The 18,910-nt window shown below is 60.4% G+C and carries 21 protein-coding genes; 14 read left to right on the top strand and 7 right to left on the bottom strand.

The window, feature by feature from the left end:
* Window positions 1–226: 226 nt before the first annotated feature.
* The gene (locus PSH73_RS05920) at window positions 227–532 is read right to left on the bottom strand and encodes a DUF2288 domain-containing protein (RefSeq protein WP_057958731.1); all 306 of its coding nucleotides are present in this window, start codon (window positions 530–532) and stop codon (window positions 227–229) included.
* Between the two features lie 340 nt (window positions 533–872).
* Here PSH73_RS05920 and PSH73_RS05915 point away from each other — a divergent pair, with 340 nt between their 5' ends.
* From PSH73_RS05915 to PSH73_RS05875, 9 genes are all read left to right on the top strand, one after another.
* The gene (locus PSH73_RS05915) at window positions 873–2,000 is read left to right on the top strand and encodes a branched-chain amino acid ABC transporter substrate-binding protein (protein ID WP_057958730.1); all 1,128 of its coding nucleotides are present in this window, start codon (window positions 873–875) and stop codon (window positions 1,998–2,000) included.
* Between the two features lie 228 nt (window positions 2,001–2,228).
* Window positions 2,229–3,152, top strand: a complete 924-nt coding sequence (gene livH / locus PSH73_RS05910; protein WP_057958729.1) for a high-affinity branched-chain amino acid ABC transporter permease LivH — start codon at window positions 2,229–2,231, stop codon at window positions 3,150–3,152.
* Window positions 3,149–4,402: a high-affinity branched-chain amino acid ABC transporter permease LivM gene (locus PSH73_RS05905; RefSeq protein WP_032858082.1), complete on the top strand. Its 1,254-nt coding sequence runs from the start codon at window positions 3,149–3,151 to the stop codon at window positions 4,400–4,402. Before livH ends, PSH73_RS05905 begins: the two co-directional genes overlap by 4 nt.
* On the top strand, window positions 4,399–5,166 hold the full coding sequence (livG, locus tag PSH73_RS05900) for a high-affinity branched-chain amino acid ABC transporter ATP-binding protein LivG (RefSeq protein WP_057958728.1): 768 nt from the start codon (window positions 4,399–4,401) through the stop codon (window positions 5,164–5,166). The genes PSH73_RS05905 and livG overlap by 4 nt, the downstream gene beginning before the upstream one ends.
* Window positions 5,167–5,868 (top strand): ABC transporter ATP-binding protein, encoded by a 702-nt coding sequence (locus PSH73_RS05895; RefSeq protein WP_029297115.1) that lies wholly within the window; start codon window positions 5,167–5,169, stop codon window positions 5,866–5,868.
* 235 nt (window positions 5,869–6,103) lie between these two features.
* Window positions 6,104–6,406 (top strand): DUF2282 domain-containing protein, encoded by a 303-nt coding sequence (locus tag PSH73_RS05890; RefSeq protein WP_057439836.1) that lies wholly within the window; start codon window positions 6,104–6,106, stop codon window positions 6,404–6,406.
* Between the two features lie 24 nt (window positions 6,407–6,430).
* Window positions 6,431–7,312: a DUF692 domain-containing protein gene (locus PSH73_RS05885; protein WP_057958727.1), complete on the top strand. Its 882-nt coding sequence runs from the start codon at window positions 6,431–6,433 to the stop codon at window positions 7,310–7,312.
* Entirely contained in the window at window positions 7,309–8,073 is a 765-nt protein-coding gene (locus PSH73_RS05880; protein WP_057439838.1) for a DNA-binding domain-containing protein, read from the top strand. Before PSH73_RS05885 ends, PSH73_RS05880 begins: the two co-directional genes overlap by 4 nt.
* The gene (locus PSH73_RS05875) at window positions 8,070–8,555 is read left to right on the top strand and encodes a DoxX family protein (protein ID WP_273865264.1); all 486 of its coding nucleotides are present in this window, start codon (window positions 8,070–8,072) and stop codon (window positions 8,553–8,555) included. Before PSH73_RS05880 ends, PSH73_RS05875 begins: the two co-directional genes overlap by 4 nt.
* Here the strand turns inward: PSH73_RS05875 and PSH73_RS05870 are convergent.
* Entirely contained in the window at window positions 8,552–9,460 is a 909-nt protein-coding gene (locus tag PSH73_RS05870) for a LysR family transcriptional regulator (RefSeq protein WP_305462090.1), read from the bottom strand. The two genes, PSH73_RS05875 and PSH73_RS05870, sit on opposite strands and share 4 nt — an antisense overlap.
* Window positions 9,461–9,564: 104 nt before the next feature.
* On the opposite strand from PSH73_RS05870, the gene PSH73_RS05865 reads away from it, so the two are divergent.
* Window positions 9,565–10,164, top strand: a complete 600-nt coding sequence (locus PSH73_RS05865; protein ID WP_128593658.1) for a short chain dehydrogenase — start codon at window positions 9,565–9,567, stop codon at window positions 10,162–10,164.
* On the opposite strand, the gene PSH73_RS05860 is transcribed toward PSH73_RS05865, so the two are convergent.
* Window positions 10,165–10,521 carry a hypothetical protein gene (locus tag PSH73_RS05860; protein ID WP_169990179.1) on the bottom strand — a complete coding sequence of 119 codons (357 nt, stop codon included), beginning with the start codon at window positions 10,519–10,521 and terminating at the stop codon, window positions 10,165–10,167.
* Window positions 10,522–10,691: 170 nt separating this feature from the next.
* Here PSH73_RS05860 and PSH73_RS05855 point away from each other — a divergent pair, with 170 nt between their 5' ends.
* A complete protein-coding gene (locus PSH73_RS05855; RefSeq protein ID WP_057958722.1) occupies window positions 10,692–11,363 on the top strand; it encodes a COG3650 family protein in 672 nt (223 codons plus the stop codon).
* A gap of 106 nt (window positions 11,364–11,469) precedes the next feature.
* Entirely contained in the window at window positions 11,470–13,083 is a 1,614-nt protein-coding gene (locus PSH73_RS05850) for an NAD(P)/FAD-dependent oxidoreductase (protein ID WP_057958721.1), read from the top strand.
* 67 nt (window positions 13,084–13,150) lie between these two features.
* Here PSH73_RS05850 and PSH73_RS05845 read toward each other — a convergent pair whose 3' ends face one another.
* Window positions 13,151–14,245: a PLP-dependent cysteine synthase family protein gene (locus PSH73_RS05845; RefSeq protein ID WP_216312164.1), complete on the bottom strand. Its 1,095-nt coding sequence runs from the start codon at window positions 14,243–14,245 to the stop codon at window positions 13,151–13,153.
* A gap of 216 nt (window positions 14,246–14,461) precedes the next feature.
* Between PSH73_RS05845 and nhaA the strand changes: the two genes are divergently transcribed.
* The gene (nhaA, locus tag PSH73_RS05840; protein ID WP_057958719.1) at window positions 14,462–15,649 is read left to right on the top strand and encodes a Na+/H+ antiporter NhaA; all 1,188 of its coding nucleotides are present in this window, start codon (window positions 14,462–14,464) and stop codon (window positions 15,647–15,649) included.
* Between the two features lie 525 nt (window positions 15,650–16,174).
* Here the strand turns inward: nhaA and PSH73_RS05835 are convergent.
* On the bottom strand, window positions 16,175–16,639 hold the full coding sequence (locus tag PSH73_RS05835; RefSeq protein ID WP_029297142.1) for a glycine zipper 2TM domain-containing protein: 465 nt from the start codon (window positions 16,637–16,639) through the stop codon (window positions 16,175–16,177).
* Window positions 16,640–16,796: 157 nt separating this feature from the next.
* On the opposite strand from PSH73_RS05835, the gene PSH73_RS05830 reads away from it, so the two are divergent.
* Entirely contained in the window at window positions 16,797–17,042 is a 246-nt protein-coding gene (locus tag PSH73_RS05830; protein ID WP_057439854.1) for a hypothetical protein, read from the top strand.
* Between the two features lie 69 nt (window positions 17,043–17,111).
* Here the strand turns inward: PSH73_RS05830 and pdxH are convergent, their stop codons facing one another.
* Together pdxH and PSH73_RS05820 are read right to left on the bottom strand one after the other, a co-directional pair.
* Window positions 17,112–17,759, bottom strand: coding sequence for a pyridoxamine 5'-phosphate oxidase (gene pdxH, locus PSH73_RS05825; protein ID WP_057958718.1), 648 nt, complete (start codon window positions 17,757–17,759; stop codon window positions 17,112–17,114).
* A 27-nt stretch (window positions 17,760–17,786) separates the two neighbouring features.
* Window positions 17,787–18,797, bottom strand: a complete 1,011-nt coding sequence (locus tag PSH73_RS05820) for an OmpA family protein (protein ID WP_057958717.1) — start codon at window positions 18,795–18,797, stop codon at window positions 17,787–17,789.
* Window positions 18,798–18,910 lie beyond the last annotated feature (113 nt).

Here is an 18,910-nt window from a genome sequence, read left to right as displayed (position 1 = left end):
GCTGGCTTGCCTGCGATAGCGGTCTAACCGGCAACAAATACCCCTAACCTTGCCACACCAAGAAACAATTCCCCAGGCCATCCGCGCCCCGCAAAACTGTTCCCCTGACGTTTACGTCACCCTCGCCTGTGACCTTTCTTCACGGCCAGTTGCCATCATGGGCAAAGCGGTTACTCCGCTACACACTTTTAATGGCGCGCAACTCGCACTATTTCGGTGCGCGCGTTTAGTTCGATGCCCTTTCCTGGATCAGAATCCACGGTGAAACCACCACCGCCCACAAGCTCGGATCACGCTCCACCAGGTCCAATGCCCGCGTCGCAGACACTTCGCCAAGGCTCCCGGAGGCCAGCCAGGCGGCCACTTTGTCACGGTTGTCCTCGGCCATTCCCTCGGCCGCTTCGATCAAATCCAGGCCAGCGTCGACCCACAATAGGGCACCCTTGGCAAAGAACGGTTCGAGCTCCTTCCAGGAAATTTCCGCGGTTTCGCCGAGCAGCTTGGCATAGAGGGTGCTAGGTTCTTGCGTCATGGGAACTCACCTGAGGAAAAAATCGGCGCAATCATACCGTCGAGGCTTCCCCAGAAAAACCCAGTTGCAATTGAGGCACCGATTGAAAGTGTCAGGAACGCCAAGGATTGCCCGAGACTCTGGCAAGCACCCGCCGCTATTCTGTCTTTTTCTTTCATTTAAGCGACATACCCGGCGTTTGCCCCCAGCAGCCAGCTTTTCAAGCGATCAACCGGCGCTCTACACTGTACCGGTACAGTTGCCAGGCCGCTGCCGGGGGATATCCGAGATATCTGATCCGGTTCTGTAGCCCACAAGGCCGCTAGAACTATAAAAAATACAACAGTAAGAGTGGAGCACTATGAATAAGGCTACTAAGCAGATTTCCAAACTGTTTGCCGCTATGGTCCTGGCTGGGGTTGCCGGCCATTCGTTCGCAGCTGACACCATCAAGATCGGTATTGCCGGCCCTAAAACCGGCCCTGTGACCCAATACGGCGATATGCAGTTCATGGGCGCCAAGCAAGCCATCAAGGACATCAACGCCAAGGGCGGTGTCGATGGCAAAATGCTTGAGGCCAAGGAATACGACGACGCTTGCGACCCTAAACAAGCCGTTGCCGTCGCCAACAAAGTGGTCAACGACGGCGTCAAGTTCGTGGTCGGCCACCTCTGCTCCAGCTCCACTCAACCTGCAACCGACATCTACGAAGACGAAGGCGTGATCATGATCACTCCGGCGGCTACCAGCCCGGAAATCACCTCCCGTGGCTACAAGCTGATCTTCCGTACCATCGGCCTGGACAGCGCCCAGGGCCCAGCGGCCGGCAACTACATCGCCGACCACGTCAAGCCGAAGGTCGTGGCAGTCCTGCACGACAAGCAACAATACGGTGAAGGCATCGCCACCGCCGTTAAGCAGACCCTCGAGAGCAAAGGCACCAAGGTTGCCGTGTTCGAAGGCCTGAACGCCGGCGACAAGGACTTCTCCTCGATTATCCAGAAGCTCAAGCAAGCCAACGTCGACTTCGTCTACTACGGCGGCTACCACCCAGAACTGGGTCTGATCCTGCGTCAATCCCAGGAAAAAGGCCTGAAAGCCAAGTTCATGGGCCCGGAAGGCGTGGGCAACGACTCCATCTCGCAAATCGCCCAGAAAGCCTCCGAAGGCCTGCTGGTCACCCTGCCGAAATCCTTCGACGCCGACCCTGCGAACAAGGCCATCGTCGACGCACTCAAGGCTGACGGCAAAGACCCAAGCGGTCCGTTCGTGTTCCCAGCCTACTCGGCGGTTGAAATCATCGCGGGCGGCATCGCAGCTGCCAAAAGCGAAGACACCACCAAAGTGGCAGAGGCCATCCACGCGGGCACCTTCAAGACCCCGACCGGCGACCTGAGCTTCGATAAGAACGGCGACCTGAAAGACTTCAAGTTCGTGGTCTACGAATGGCACTTCGGTCAACCAAAAACCGAAGTTTCCCCTCAGTAAGCCAGGCGTTACTGGATAACAAGCCCACTGTGCAAGCAGTGGGTTTTGTTTTACGAGGTTTATGGGCCACGCACCCGCGATCCGGGCGCTGGTTCACCTGAAAATCTTAAAACCGTCACCAGCGGTTCGCTGGCAAATGCTTTGTGCAAATGTGCTCACAGAACACAGCACCGAGCAGGAAGATGACTCCACCAGTGAAATGCGTATCGGGTTTTTAGGAGCGCTGTAATGCCTGAGATCTATCATTTTTTCCAACAGCTGGTTAATGGCCTGACCATTGGCAGCACCTATGCCTTGATAGCCATTGGCTACACAATGGTTTACGGCATCATTGGAATGATCAACTTCGCCCACGGCGAGGTGTACATGATTGGCTCCTACGTGGCGTTTATCGCCATTGCCGGGCTGGCCATGATGGGTATCCACTCCCTGCCGCTGTTAATGACTGCCGCGTTCCTTGCGTCAATCGTCGTAACCAGTGCCTACGGCTACAGTATCGAACGTGTTGCGTACCGCCCCTTGCGTGGCAGCAACCGCCTGATCCCGTTGATTTCTGCCATCGGCATGTCGATTTTCCTGCAGAACACCGTATTGCTGTCCCAGGACTCCAAGGACAAGTCCATTCCCAACCTGATCCCGGGGAGCTTTTCCTTCGGTCCAGGTGGTGCAGAAGAAGTGCTGATTTCCTACATGCAGATCCTGGTCTTCGTCGTCACCCTGGTGGCCATGCTGGGCCTGACCCTGTTCATCTCCCGCTCCCGTCTGGGGCGCGCCTGCCGGGCCTGCGCCGAAGACATCAAGATGGCCAACCTGCTGGGTATCAACACCAACAACATCATTGCCCTGACCTTCGTCATCGGCGCCGCACTGGCCGCCGTCGCTGCCGTGTTGCTGAGCATGCAGTATGGCGTGATCAACCCCAACGCCGGCTTCCTGGTGGGGCTCAAAGCCTTCACTGCGGCGGTCCTCGGCGGCATCGGCAGTATTCCGGGCGCGATGCTCGGCGGGCTGGTGCTGGGTGTGGCCGAAGCCTTTGGTGCCGATATCTTCGGCGACCAGTACAAGGACGTGGTGGCATTCGGTCTATTGGTTCTGGTGCTGTTATTCCGGCCGACCGGCATCCTGGGCCGTCCGGAGGTTGAGAAAGTATGAGCAGATATCTTAAATCGGCGTTTTTCAGCGCCTTGCTGGTATGGGCCGTGGCCTTTCCGGTACTCGGGCTCAAGCTGAGCATTGTCGGGATCAACCTTGAAGTACACGGCACCGGGCCAGTCACCCTGACCATCATTGCCCTGTGCTCGGTGCTGATGTTCCTGCGGGTGCTGTTCACCCAGCAGGTCGGTGCGCTGCTCAAGTCCAACCGTGGCCCGCTGGTCTCGCCCAAGGTCAGCCAGTTCCTGACCCTGCCGCGCACCCAGCGCTACATCATCATCGGCCTGATCGTGGCCGCGTTGATCTGGCCATTCTTCGGCTCCCGTGGTGCGGTGGATATCGCCACCCTGATCCTGATCTACGTGCTGCTGGGCCTGGGCCTGAACATCGTGGTGGGCCTCGCGGGCCTGCTCGACCTGGGTTATGTGGGCTTCTACGCAGTAGGTGCCTACACCTACGCGCTGCTCTCGCACTACCTGGGCTGGAGCTTCTGGATCTGCCTGCCTCTGGCCGGCATGGCGGCGGCCACCTTCGGCTTCCTGCTGGGCTTCCCGGTGTTGCGCCTGCGCGGTGACTACCTGGCCATCGTGACCCTGGGCTTCGGTGAAATCATCCGTCTGTTCCTGCGTAACCTCACCGATATCACCGGCGGCCCCAACGGCATCAGCAGCATTCCCAAGCCAACGTTCTTCGGCTTGTCGTTTGATCGCTCCGCTGCCGAAGGCATGCAGACCTTCCACGAGTACTTCGGGATTGCCTACAACCCGGTGAGCAAGGTGGTGTTCCTGTACCTGGTCGCCCTGTTGCTGGCCCTGGCCGCGCTGTTCGTGATCAACCGCCTGCTGCGCATGCCGATCGGGCGTGCCTGGGAAGCGCTGCGTGAAGACGAAATCGCCTGCCGCGCGCTGGGCCTGAACCCGACCGTCATCAAGCTCTCGGCCTTCACCCTGGGTGCCGCGTTCGCCGGTTTTGCCGGTAGCTTCTTTGCCGCTCGCCAAGGTTTGGTGACACCGGAATCGTTCACCTTCATCGAGTCGGCAATCATCCTCGCCATCGTGGTATTGGGTGGCATGGGCTCGCAGTTGGGCGTGATCCTTGCGGCCATCGTGATGATCCTGCTGCCGGAACTGATGCGTGAATTCAGCGAGTACCGCATGTTGATGTTCGGCGCCATGATGGTGCTGATGATGATCTGGCGCCCTCAAGGCCTGCTGCCCATGCAACGTCCACATATGGAGCTGCGCAAATGAGCCGCGAGATCCTGAAAGTCGAAAACCTGAGCATGCGCTTCGGCGGCTTGCTGGCGGTCAATGGCGTCGCCCTGACCGTCAAAGAGAAACAAGTGGTCGCGTTGATCGGCCCCAACGGCGCCGGCAAGACCACGGTGTTCAACTGCCTGACTGGTTTCTACAAACCGGCCGGTGGCAGCATCCTGCTGGACGGCCAGCCGATCCAGGGCCTGGCCGGTCACGAGATCGCCCGCAAGGGCGTGGTGCGGACCTTCCAGAACGTGCGGTTGTTCAAGGACATGACCGCCGTGGAAAACCTGCTGATCGCCCAGCACCGGCACCTGAACACCAATTTCTTCGCGGGCCTGTTCAAGACCCCGGCGTTCCGCAAGAGCGAGCGCGAGGCCATGGAGTACGCCGCGTACTGGCTGGACAAGGTCAACCTGACCGAGTTTGCCAACCGCCCGGCCGGCACCCTGGCCTACGGTCAGCAACGGCGCCTGGAAATCGCCCGCTGCATGATGACCCGCCCGCGGATCCTGATGCTCGACGAACCGGCTGCCGGCCTCAACCCCAAGGAAACCGAAGACCTCAAGGCGTTGATCGGTGTGCTGCGTGAAGAAAACAACGCCACCGTGCTGCTGATCGAACACGACATGAAACTGGTCATGAGCATTTCCGACCATATCGTCGTGATCAACCAGGGCGCGCCATTGGCCAACGGGACGCCGGAGCAGATCCGCGACAACCCGGAAGTGATCAAAGCCTATTTGGGGGAAGCGTAAATGCTGCAATTCGAAAACGTTTCCACTTTCTACGGCAAGATCCAGGCCCTGCACGACGTCAACGTGGAAGTGCGCCAGGGCGAGATCGTCACCCTGATCGGTGCCAACGGTGCCGGCAAATCCACCTTGCTGATGACCTTGTGCGGCTCGCCCCAGGCTCACAGCGGCAGCATCCGCTATATGGGTGAGGAACTGGTGGGCCAGCACTCTGCGGCGATCATGCGCAAGAGCATTGCCGTGGTCCCGGAAGGCCGTCGGGTGTTTGCCCGCCTGACCGTGGAAGAGAACCTGGCCATGGGCGGGTTCTTTACCGACAAGGGCGACTACCAGGAGCAGATGGACAAGGTGCTGCACCTGTTCCCTCGGCTCAAGGAGCGCTTCAGCCAGCGCGGCGGCACCATGTCCGGTGGCGAACAGCAAATGCTTGCCATCGGCCGTGCGCTGATGAGCAAGCCCAAGCTGCTGCTGTTGGATGAGCCGTCCCTGGGCCTGGCCCCGATCATCATCCAGCAGATCTTCGACATCATCGAGCAACTGCGCAAGGACGGTGTGACGGTGTTCCTGGTGGAACAGAACGCCAACCAGGCACTGAAAATTGCCGACCGCGCCTATGTGTTGGAAAACGGCCGGGTAGTGATGCAGGGCAGCGGCGAACAACTGCTGACCGACCCGAAAGTGCGCGAGGCTTACCTCGGCGGCTAGGGTCTGAATGTGGGAGCGGGCTTGCCCGCGAAGGCGGTGTGTCGGTGCCGGATGGTTTGGCTGACACACCTCTATCGCGAGCAAACCCGCTCCCACATTTGCTTTGTGTGAACCGTAGAATTTGCATTGTTTTAACTTTTATTCGAGCCGCCTGTAACGATCCCCTCCCCCCTTTCTCTAGTGGGGTATGCAAGCACAAACGCTTGCTTACCCACCTCACTGCTGGAGAAACATCATGACCACCCGTTCGCTGTCCGCCGCCACCCTCGTCCTCGCCCTGGGGTCGGCCTTGAGCCTGAGCACCCTGACCACTGTCGCCCATGCCGACGACGCGAAGATGGAAAAATGCTTCGGCGTCGCCCTCAAAGGCAAGAATGACTGCGCCGCAGGCCCCGGCACTACCTGTGCGGGCACCTCGAAAACCGACTACCAGGCCAACGCCTGGAACCTGGTCCCTGAAGGCACCTGCGTGAAGATGGAAAGCCAAACCTCGCCGACAGGTTTTGGCCAACTGGAAGCCTTCAAGGCCAAGTCCTGAATTACCCCTGCCTGAGTACTGACGATGACACTTTCATCCCTGCCTGATGTCGCCCAGGCTCAGGCACCCGGCCTTGCGTGCCGGGCCGGGCTGGGGCTCAAGAGCGAACACTGGCATACAGTGCTCGCCACCCTGCCCGATATTGGTTTTTTTGAAGTCCACGCCGAAAACTACATGGTGGCCGGCGGGCCTTTTCATCACTACCTGGGCCTGATCCGCGAGCAGTATCCGCTGTCACTGCATGGCGTCGGCCTGTCCATCGGCGGCGAAGGCCCGCTGAGCCAGGCCCACCTGGCGCGCCTGGCGGTACTGATCGAGCGCTATCAACCCCAGTCCTTTTCCGAACACCTGGCCTGGTCCAGCCACGGCCCGGTGTTTCTCAACGATCTGCTGCCCCTGGCCTATGACGACGCAACTCTCAAGCGAGTGTGCGAACACGTGGACCAGGTACAAACCACCCTCAAGCGGCCCATGCTGCTGGAGAACCCGTCGACCTACCTGCAGTTCCAACGCTCCACCCTGGATGAAACCGACTTTATCCGCGAGGTCATCCGGCGCACCGGCTGCGGTTTGTTGCTGGACGTGAACAATGTGTATGTGTCCTGCATCAATCATCAGCAGGATCCGTTGGCCTACCTCGATGCGTTGCCTTTGCACGCGGTGGGCGAGATTCATCTGGCAGGCTTTGCCGAAGACAGCGACAGCCTTGGTGATCGCCTGCTGATTGATGATCACGGCGCGCCCATCGACAACGCCGTCTGGCAGTTGTATCAGCAGGCCTTGCAACGCACCGGGCCGGTTGCGACGCTGATCGAGCGCGACAACGATGTACCGGCCTTCAGCGTATTGCACGCCGAAGCCCGGCAAGCCGAGCGCCACTTGCTAGCTGCGGCGGTGCGCCCATGAATGTGCTCGAACAGTTTGCAAAGGCCCTGTTGGCGCCGGGCCAGCCATGTCCGGAGGGTTTGTTCAGCCACAACGGCGCCGATCCCGCCAGCCGTTTTGCGGTGTATCGCAACAACGTCCACAGTTCGTTAATCAGCGCCCTGGCCGACAGTTACCCAGTAACCCGGCAACTGGTGGGCGATGGGTTTTTCCGCGCCATGGCCGGGTTGTATGTCCAGGCCTATCCACCCACCAGCCCGCTGCTCAACGAGTACGGCAGCGACCTCGCCGCCTTTATCCAGGGCTTCGCCCCCGCCGCCAGCGTGCCTTACCTGGCGGACGTCGCGCGACTGGAGCACTTGCGGATCAACGCCTATCACGCCGCCGACACACCCGTCGCCGAGCCCCAGGCCGTCATCGACCAACTGCAACAGTTGCCCAGCCTGGGCAACGTACGCCTGCACCTGCACCCCAGCGTCAGCACCCTGCAGTCGAACTATGCCGTGGTGGCGTTATGGGCCGCGCATCAAACCACCGACACCGTCGCCAGCCTCAACCCCTGGCAGGAGCAAAGCGCGTTGATCCTGCGCAACGGCCTGGAGGTCGAGGTATTCGGCATCGACAGCGGCTGCGTGACGTTTATCAACAGCCTGGCCAACGATTGGCCCCTGGAAATGGCGGTGGCGTACGCCCTCGACGCAGCGAGCGAATTTGACCTGCACCACTGCCTGGGACTGCTGATCAACCACCGCGCCATCACCCATATCAAGGTACAACCATGAACACTGCCGCTACGCGCCTGATTGCACGCGCCACCCAAACCTTCGGGAACATCCCCTACAGCCTGATCGCCCTTATTGCACGCTTTTCCATGGCGGCGGTGTTCTGGAAGTCCGGCCAGACCAAGGTCCAGGGCTTTGCCGTCGACCTTATAGACGGCACCTTCGAACTGGGTGTGCCGCAGTTGGCCAACTCCACCGTGCCGTTGTTTAAAAGTGAATACCACGTACCGTTTGTACCCGCAGAAGTGGCGGCGTACCTGGCTACGTTCGCCGAGCATTTTTTCCCGGTCCTGATTCTGCTGGGTCTGGCCACGCGCTTTTCGGCCCTGGCCTTGTTGGGTATGACCCTGGTGATCCAGTTGTTTGTCTACCCCGACGCCTACCCGACCCACGGCACCTGGATCGCCTTGCTGCTGCTGTTGATGGCCAAGGGGCCAGGACGGGTGTCCATGGATCACTGGATTGCCCGGCGCTGGCGCTAAAGCCGGTCCAGTGCCTCGCCATTGCGTTTGAACCAGCCCACCAGGTAATCGGCCAGTACTTGGGTACGGCGTGGCAACCCGCCCTGATAGGGGTGGACCAGGTACATCGGCTGGCTACGAGTCTGATAATCACGCAGGAGCCAACGCAGCCGGCCGTCAGCCAATTCCATCTGCAACAGATAGGAGGGCAGCCGTGCGATGCCGGCACCCACCAACGCAGCCTTTTTCAGCAGGTTGTAGTGGTTGGAGGCAAACGTGCCATCCACCCGGACCCGCAGCAATTCGTGTTGCTGGTGATACAGCCACTCTTCGCGACCACTGTAGTGGCTGTTGAGCAAGCAAAGGTGGCCGACCAGCTCCGCCGGTGTCAGCGGTTCCCCGTGTTGCTCCAGATAGGCCGGGCTGGCGCAGGTCATTTCATGCCAGGCCAACAGCGGCCTGGCGACCAGCCTTTCATCGGTGGCCACCGCCGAGCGTACTGCCAGATCAAAACCGTCCCGCGCCAGGTCACGATAATTGTTGTTCAGATCCAGCTCGATCTGTACTTGCGGGTACTGCCGGGAAAACTCCAGCAACAGACCATCGAAGAAGGTTTCACCCAGGGAAACCGGAACGGTCATACGCACCGGCCCTGCCACATCGTCCTTGAGCCGCGCCAATGCCTGACGCGCGCGGTCGACCTGGATTACCAATGCCTGGGCCTGGGGTAACAGCGCCGCGCCGGCGGCAGTGAGGCTTAATCGACGGGTGGTGCGATGCAGCAACACCACCGAAAACTGCGCCTCCAACTGGCTGATGCGCTTGGACAACTGGCCCTTGCTGCACCCCAGTTGCTGGGCGGCCAGGGTAAAACTGCCGGCTTCGATCAACACCGCAAACGCCGCCAGATCATCCATCTCGCTCATGGATTGTTTCCATTTGAAAACCAAAGGTTGCCTATTAGTGCGCTTATCCGCAGAAAAAACCACTCTAGACTCAAGGCTCACCTGAACCTCTAGAGGAACGACACATGAAAATCCTGTTGATTGGCGCCAGCGGCACGGTGGGCTCGGCGGTCAAGGCCGAACTGTCCCAGCGCCATGAAGTGATCAGCATTGGTCGCACGAGCGGCGACTTTCACGTCGATATCAGCGACAGCGCTTCGATCCGCCGACTGTTTGCACAAACCGGCAAGTTCGACGCCCTGGTGTGCGCCGCCGGCAGCGTCAACTTTGTGCCCCTGGGCGAAATGGACGCCAGCCACTTCGACCTCGGCCTGCAAGACAAACTGATGGGCCAGGTCAACCTGCTGCTGATCGGCCGCGAATTTGCCAACGACGGTGCGTCCTTCACCTTCACCAGCGGCATCCTCAACCGCGACCCGATCCGCACCGGCGCCTCGGCGGCGCTGGTCAATGGCGCCATTGATGCTTTCGTCAAAGCGGCGGCAATTGAACTGCCACGGGGCCTGCGGATCAACTCGGTCAGCCCCAACGTACTGCTGGAGGCCATGGGCAGCTATGCGCCTTATTTCCGGGGCTTCAAGCCGGTGCCTGCGGCAGATGTAGCTTTGGCCTACGCCAAGAGTGTGGAAGGCTTACAGACCGGGCAGACTTACATCGTCGGCTGATCACTTGATCAGCGACGGCATCATCTCCAACAACTGATCGCGGGGGATGGAGAACCTCAGGCCCGGACCGTCGAGCACACCCTGGACCGTCGCCGTATTGAGCTGCCGGCCATTGAGGTACAGGGCCATCTGTTTATGCATGGCCGCCTCGGACAGCGCCTTCGTGCGCTCCTGGGCCTGCGGTGTCAGCGTCACGTCAACCTCGATAAACTCGGGGTGGAGGGCTTGGGCTTTTTTCAGGGTCAAGGTGATATCGGTGAAGTCGGTCTGTGAGGTATAGAACAGCTTGGCCGGCACCTCGGCCCAGGCCAGGGGTGCCACGCAGGCCAGGGCGAGAAGGGTCCATCGAATGTTCATATGAATGCGCCTTTCGAAAAACTTAAACTTGGCATAAGGCTTCCGTAACATCCACGGAAAAAGGCTTAATTTCAGGCTCCGTTAAAATGCTGCAACCTAATCGCCCATCACCGACTTGTGATGCAGCGCCAGCCTGCGTAACGTGGCGGCACTTGTCAGGAGACCCGATAATGCGTGCCGCCCGTATCCTTGCTCTGTTTGCCCTACTGCCCCTGTTCGCCGCCTGCCAGGTGTTTGAGCGCGACCCGGCCAAGCCGTCCACGGCGGGCCTGACCCGCATGCAGGGCGAGTTGACCGCCATCGGCGATAAACTGCTGTTCCAGCCCTGCCATGACCAGCGCAACTACGTGGTCAACGATACCGGCGGCACCAGCATCCTCCAGGAAGCGGCGTCCCTGGCCGGCCAGCAAGGGGCCTTGTTTGCCGACTTGCGCGGCAAGTTCTCCGGGGTCGCCAGCGGCACCCAGGGCCAGGTGGAGCTGCAGCAGCTGTACCGCGTCGAACGCTCGACCTCGGCCTGTGACGACCCGGACTTCAAGCGCATGATCCTGCGCGCCAACGGCCACAAACCCGCGTGGGCGCTGAATGTCACCAACAAGGGCATGGTCCTGCAGCGCGAGGGCCAGCCACCGCTGCCGGTACCTTATGTGGAAGAGCAACTGGGCGATGGCCGTTTCAACCTCACCACCGAAGCCAACGGCCAGAAGATCGAACTGTGGGTCGCGCCCCAGCGCTGCATCGACAGCGTCAGCGGCAGCCTGCAGCACATGAGCGCCGAACTTCGGATCAACGGCCAAGTGCAGCGTGGCTGCGCGGCGTTTGGCGGCTCGCGAGACGACTGATTCGGCCCTGCGCTGTTTTAGCATGACGGGAAACCGCCGTTGGGGCTTATAATCGCCGGTTTGCAAAACCGCCGGCCCTACCAAACGCCGCATACCGGATCCTGTCATGCTACGAATCACCGAACTCAAGCTGCCCATCGACCATCCCGAAGAAGACCTGCGGCCTGCGATTGTGCAGCGCCTGGGCATCGCCAGTGATGATCTGCTCGATTTCACCCTGTTCAAACGCAGCTACGATGCACGCAAAAAATCATCGGAGCTGTGCTTCATCTACACCGTCGACCTTGAGGTCAAGGGCGAAGCCGCCCTGCTGCTCAAGTTCGCCGACGACCGCAATATCAACGCCGCACCGGATGTCAGCTACAAGGTAGTCGGCCAGGCGCCGGCCGACCTGAGCGAGCGACCGATTGTGGTCGGTTTCGGTCCTTGCGGGATTTTTGCCGGGCTGTTGCTGGCGCAGATGGGTTTCAAGCCGATCATCCTCGAGCGTGGCCGCGAAGTGCGCCAGCGCACCAAGGACACCTGGGGCCTGTGGCGCAAAAGCGTACTCAACCCCGAGTCCAACGTGCAGTTCGGCGAGGGCGGCGCCGGGACCTTTTCCGACGGCAAGCTCTACAGTCAGATCAAGGATCCGAAGTTCCACGGGCGCAAGGTGCTGCACGAGTTCGTCAAGGCCGGCGCGCCAGACGAAATCCTCTACGTCAGCAAACCGCATATCGGCACCTTCCGCCTGACCGGCGTGGTAGAAAACATGCGCCAGCAGATCATCGCCCTGGGCGGTGAGGTGCGTTTCGAACAGCGGGTCACCGACGTGCTGATCGAGGACGGCCAGTTAAATGGTGTGGTCGTCGATGGTGGCGAGCAGATCCTCTCCAGGCACGTGATCCTCGCCCTCGGCCACAGTGCCCGCGACACCTTCCGCATGCTCCACGGCCGTGGCGTATACATGGAAGCCAAGCCGTTTTCGGTGGGTTTCCGTATCGAACACCCGCAGTCGCTGATCGACGCCGCGCGCCTGGGCAAGTATGCCGGGCACCCAAAACTGGGGGCGGCCGACTACAAGCTGGTGCACCACGCCAAGAACGGCCGTTCGGTGTACAGCTTCTGCATGTGCCCAGGCGGTACGGTGGTGGCGGCCACTTCCGAGCCAAATCGGGTCGTGACCAACGGCATGAGCCAGTACTCGCGTAACGAGCGCAATGCCAACTCCGGGATCGTGGTCGGTATCACCCCGGAAGTGGACTATCCGGGCGGCCCGCTGGCCGGGATCGAGTTACAGGAGCGCCTGGAATCCCATGCGTTCATCCTCGGCGGCAGCAACTACGAAGCACCGGCGCAACTGGTGGGTGATTTCATCGCTGGCAAGCCGTCCACCGCTATTGGTAGCGTGGAACCTTCCTACAAGCCGGGCGTTGCCCTCGGCGACTTGGCCCTGGCCTTGCCAGACTTCGCCATCGAGGCCATCCGCGAAGCGTTGCCGGCCTTTGAGAAGCAGATCAAGGGCTACTCGCTGCATGACGCAGTCCTGACCGGGATCGAAACCCGCACTTCGTCGCCACTGCGGATCACCCGCGACGCGTCGATGCAGAGCTTGAATGTGAAAGGTCTGTTCCCGGCGGGTGAAGGCGCAGGTTATGCCGGTGGGATCCTGTCGGCAGGCGTTGACGGGATTCGGATTGCCGAAGCCGTGGCGCGCAACATCCTCGGGATCGAAGCCTGAGTAAACGCGCTCCATTGTGGGAGCGGGCAAGCCCGCCTCCCACAGTGATCGTCATGCGCCAGGCAGTTTAGATATTGGCGCGCAATACGCTGTCCGGCAACGGCTCGCCACGCTCGACACTGGCGGCAACCGCGTCGATCAACTCTTCCAGCGCATACCCCTGCCCAACCAGCCACGCATCGTCATAGTAGGTCGTGGCATAACGCTCGCCACCGTCACACAGAATCGCCACGATAGACCCCGACTCCCCCGCCGCCTGCATCTGCTGCGCAGCAATCAACGCGCCGATCAGGTTGGTGCCGCTGGATCCCCCGACCCGCCGTCCCAAGCGCTGCGCCAGGTAATGCATGGCGGCCAGCGACAAGGCATCCGGCACCTTGACCATTGCATCAATCACCTTGGGCAGGAACGACGCTTCCACCCGTGGCCGACCAATGCCTTCGATCCGTGAGCCGCAGTCCAGGCGCAAGCTGGCATCACCGCTCTGGTAATAATCGAAGAACACCGAACGCTCGGCGTCGGCACACAACACTCGGGTGCAATGCTGGCGGTAACGCACATAGCGCCCAAGAGTCGCCGTGGTACCGCCGGTACCCGGGCTGGAAATCAGCCAGCTCGGCTCTGGATGCCGTTCGAAGCGCAACTGCTGGAAGATCGACTCGGCAATATTGTTGTTCGCCCGCCAGTCGGTAGCCCGTTCGGCATAGGTGAACTGATCCATGAAGTGCCCACCGCTTTCCTGCGCCAGGCGCTCGGATTCGGCGTAGATCTGCGTGGGGTCCTGCACCAGGTGGCTCTTGCCGCCATAGAAGGCGATCTGGGCAATTTTTTCCTGGGACGTGGTGGCCGGCATCACCGCAATAAACGGCAGGCCCAGCAAGCGCGCGAAGTACGCTTCGGAAATCGCGGTGGAGCCACTGGAGGCCTCGATCACCGGCGCGCCGGGCTTGAGCCAGCCGTTGCACAAGGCATACAGGAACAAGGAGCGGGCCAAGCGGTGCTTAAGGCTACCGGTGGGGTGGCTGGACTCATCCTTGAAATACAATTCGATCCCCGGCAAGCCCGGCAATGCCAGTGGGATCAGGTGGGTGTCGGCGCTGCGCTGGAAATCAGCTTCAATAATGCGAATGGCCTCTCGGGCCCACGGACGGTGGTCACTCATGCTCAAGTTCCATTAAGTTTTCAGGCGTGATCTTAGGGTGTTTCCCAAACTGCACACAGATACAGTCATGACTTAATTCGATCCCTAATTGCTAGGCTTTGAGCCAATCCCTAGCACCGCACTTTTATATAACAAAAAAGAATATAACTTTTGTTTTAACAACTAACAGTACGGGTTAGGGTACGCCCCTATTGAACCTTGATTGGAGAGCGTCCCTTGCCTCTGCGTAGCACGTTTACCCGTTTCTTCCAGCTCGAAGCGGCCAGCGGTCTGTTACTGATCGCTGCAGCCGCCTTGGCCCTGATCATCAACAACTCGCCGCTGTCGTCGTTCTACAGCAGCTTTCTTGAAGTGCCCGTCGCCGTACAGATCGGCGCCCTGCAGATCGCGAAGCCATCGCTACTGTGGATCAACGACGGCCTGATGGCCCTGTTCTTCCTGCTGATCGGCCTGGAGGTCAAGCGCGAGCTGCTCGACGGCCATTTGTCCAAGCCTTCCCAGGTTGTGCTGCCAGGGGCTGCGGCCATCGGCGGCATGGTGGTGCCGGCGCTGATCTACTGGGCCTTGAACAAGGATAACCCGGCGGCACTCGGCGGCTGGGCCATCCCGATGGCCACCGATATCGCCTTTGCCCTGGGCGTGCTGGCACTGCTGGGCAAGCGTGTACCGGTGTCGCTGAAGCTGTTCCTGATGACCCTGGCGATCATTGATGACCTGGGAGCCATCATCGTCATTGCGATTTTCTACTCCGGCGAACTGTCCACTGCGTCGCTGGCGGGCGCCGGCGCCTGCCTTGTCGCGTTGATCACCATGAATCGCCTGGGCGTGGTCAAGCTCGGGCCGTACCTGATCATCGGCTTGATCCTGTGGGTCTGCGTGCTCAAGAGCGGTGTTCACGCCACCCTGGCCGGCGTCACCCTGGCGTTCTGCATTCCGCTGCGCACCAAGAACGCCGAGCCCTCGCCCCTGCTCGGCCTGGAACACGCCCTGCACCCGTGGGTGGCATACGGCATCCTGCCGCTGTTCGCATTTGCCAACGCTGGCGTGTCGCTGGCCGGGGTCAATCTGGAAAGCTTCACCCACCACGTACCGATGGGTATCGCGGCAGGTTTGCTGGTGGGCAAGACGGTCGGTGTGTTTGGCCTGACCTGGCTCGCCGTGAAAACCGGGCTGGCCGCCCTACCGACCGGCGCCAATTGGGGCCAGGTCATGGGTGTCGCCATCCTGTGTGGCATCGGCTTCACCATGAGCCTGTTTGTCGGCTCACTGGCGTTCTTGCCGGGCAGTAGCGAATACGCCGGGATGGACCGGATGGGCATTCTCACCGGCTCGATCCTCGCGGCATTGATTGGTTATGCCGTGACGGCGATGGCCAGTCGTAAGCAGGTGACAGTCAACGCTTAACGCGTCATGTGGGGGCAGGCCTGTCTTGCCCCCATGCACTGTTTCAGCCTCTTCCCCCCTCGCTCACAGCACCTTCCTACCTTCTTTCTCCTGCGCCTCCCCTAACGTCGCACACCCGTCTGCAAGAACGGATGTCACGGCCAGGAGGGCAGGATGGCCAACAACCAGGACAGCCCCCTGCTGTCGGGGGCGTGTTCGCCAAATCCTCTCTACGAAAATCCAAAAGAACAAAGAAGATTCGCACCATGAGATATCTGATTGCAGCCTTCGATAAGGCTACTGACCTTCAGGCGTTTGTAGTCGAGCAACATGGCTGGGAGGTCTACAACCTGCCCCCGCTCAACTAACGGCTATAGAAACCTTGGCCGGCAGAGTAATAAATGACTCTGCTCATCACTTCCAACTTACCTGCAACGTTTAACGCACCCGGTCGAAATCAAAAATCACATTAAGAAAATCCTTAGCCGAACCGAAAAAAACCCCGACCAGGCACCCGGTCGGGGTTTTTCTTTTACTGTATGACGCTTAGCGGGTAACGCGGCTGGTCCCATCTACAGTCATGATGCGCACACGGTCGCCGATGCGGAAGATTTCGTTTTCCTGCACCGCCTGGACGTAGGCGCGCATGCTGCCGTCGTCTTCGCGCACGGTGATTTCCACGCCCTGGGTACGGGTCAGGCCTTCTTCGGTGGCCGAGCCCAGCAGGCCGCCCGCCACTGCGCCGATAACGGCAGTCACGATGCTGCCGCGACCGCCACCGATGGCGCTACCGCCAACACCGCCGATGACCGCGCCTGCTGCGCCGCCGATTGGGGTCTTGGTGCCTTCGATCTTGACCGGACGCAGGGATTCGATGGTACCCATGCGCACGCTTTGCACACGACGGGCTTCGTCACGGGAGTACGAGTCGCCGGTCAGACTGGAGGCGCAGCCACCCAGCAGCAACGACATGGTGGTAAAGCAGGCAACCAGCAGAACAGACTTACGCATAGCATCAACTCCAAAGGACATATCTTTATTAGACTCCGCTGCTTGACGCCTGTCACGGCACGGCCCGGAGAAAATTGCTTTCATTCAGCCCCAGTACAGACAGGCTGTATCGCAAAAACCGACAAACGGTAGCACCTACACCCAGACAAGGAATTTCATGGACTACTTCATCATTGTAGCGACCACCGCCGCCGGCCTGTACTTCCACTGGTGGCTCTACCGGCGGATCAAGCGCTGGGTAGATCGCGACCTGGCGCTGTCCCTGGCTGGAGACGATCAGCGCAAGCGCAACTTTATGCTGCAACAGTTGGACCGCGCCAAGGCAGAGAAGGTCAAGCGTAAGGATTTACCACAATGGCTGCAGGACGCAGCCCGGCAATACACACCACAAGCCCCGGAGTAGAGACTTCGGCAGGAACACCTGACTCCAGGCCACAGCGCCCATATGGATTACAGGTGTTTAAAGGCGCACTCAGGGCGCCAGGCGCTCGCGGGTCCAGTCGGTACCCTGCAAGCGATAGTTCAAGCGGTCATGCAAGCGGCTCGCCCGGCCCTGCCAGAACTCGATGCGTTCCGGCAGCAGGCGATAACCCCCCCAGTGCTCCGGGCACGCCGGCTGGGTATCGCTGAAGCGCTGTTCGGTCAGCGTGAGCAAGTCCTGCAATTGCTGGCGATCACGGATCACCTGGCTTTGCGGGGAAGCCCAGGCACCGATGCGGCTGCCCAGGGGTCGCACCTGATAGTAGGCATCCGATTCCTCAGGCGTGACCTTGACCACCCGCCCCTCGATGCGCACCTGGCGCTCCAGGGTCGGCCAGAAGAAGGTCATGGCAGCAAACGGGCGGGCTGCCATTTGCTGACCCTTGGCGCTCTGGTAGTTGGTAAAGAAGGTAAAACCCTGGGCATCCAGGCCCTTGAGCAGCAGGACTCGGCAGTGAGGCCGGCCCTCCTGGTCCACGGTCGCCAGGGTCATCGCGTTGGCCTCCACCGGCGCTTGCTCGGTCTTGACCGCATCGCTGAACCACTGGTGGAACAAGGCAAACGGCTCGTCCGGGGCCTGGGCCTCGCTCAAACCGTCCCGCGTGTAGTCACGGCGCATATCCGCCAATGCCTGGTTCATGGGGCTTTATCCTTCTCGCTCAACTGCTCAGTTTTTCGCCTGGTCGTTTGCCGCTACTTTTTTCGCAGGTGCCGCTGCCTTGGCGGCCACCGGCTTTTTGGCTGCCGGCTTGGCGGCGGCTTTTTTCGCGGCTGGCTTGGCGGCGGTCTTCTTGGCCGGGGTTTTCTTCGCGGCCACGGCTTTCTTGGCCACCGGCGCAGGAGCAACGACGTCCTGTACCGCTACCAGTTCAGGCTTCGGCGGGTTTGGCGAGTTGTACTTGCTCAGCAGTGCCAGCATGGTGGTGCGCTGGGTGAACATGATTTCCATGCGACGGTTCAGGGCGCGGCCCTGGGTGCTGTCGTTGGCGGCGCGGGGCATCAGGTCGCCCATGCCACGCAACATCAGGCGGTCCTGCTTCAGGCCGCTGAGGCTGAAGATCGAAGCGATGGACTGGGCACGCTCCTTGGTCAGGGCCTGGTTCTGCACGGTGTCGATGTGGCCCAGGACCAGCACGGCAGTCTTCGGATCCTTTTCAACGGCCTTGGCGACACGGGTAAACGGACCCAGGGTCACCGGCAACAACATCGCCGGGCGCTTCGGGTTGTACGAACCATCGACCGGGGCAATCACCACCAGTACGTTGTCGCGACGTTCCAGTTGCAGGTTGCTGTCCTTGATCGCGGCGCGCAGGCGTGGCTCGTAGTCATCCAACCAGGCCTGGGTGATTTTCGGGTCTGGCATCGGGATGTTGGTCACATCGACTTTGTTCAGGGGTTTTGGCTTGCTTTCAAACGGCCACCACCATTTGGTGTCGCTTTCAGCCTTGGCCACTACCGGCGCCGCAGCGGGAGCAGGTGTTGCCGCCTTCAGATCGGCCTTGAGATCAGCCTTGGCGTCAGCCGCCTTGGCATCGGCCTTGGCGGTAACGTCCTTGGCCGCCGCCTTGTCGGACCCGAATGACCACCAATGCTCGCCAGACGCATCATTTTGTGGGTTTTGTGCACAGCCAGTAATAGTGAGGCAGAGCGCCAGAGCCAAGGACTTGTTCGATAACATGAGATATCCACAAAATGAGAAAACACAGGGGTCTGAATGACCCGTTAAACGGACGCTTCACGAAGTTTAAAGTAACAATACTTTTCCAGCGTCTTTTGTAGGTGCCTTTTTAA

It is taken from the genome of Pseudomonas sp. FP2294, assembly GCF_030687625.1.
GTDB lineage: Bacteria > Pseudomonadota > Gammaproteobacteria > Pseudomonadales > Pseudomonadaceae > Aquipseudomonas > Aquipseudomonas shahriarae.
Note: the sequence above shows the minus strand (reverse complement) of the source record. Positions and strands in the feature narration are given on the sequence as shown.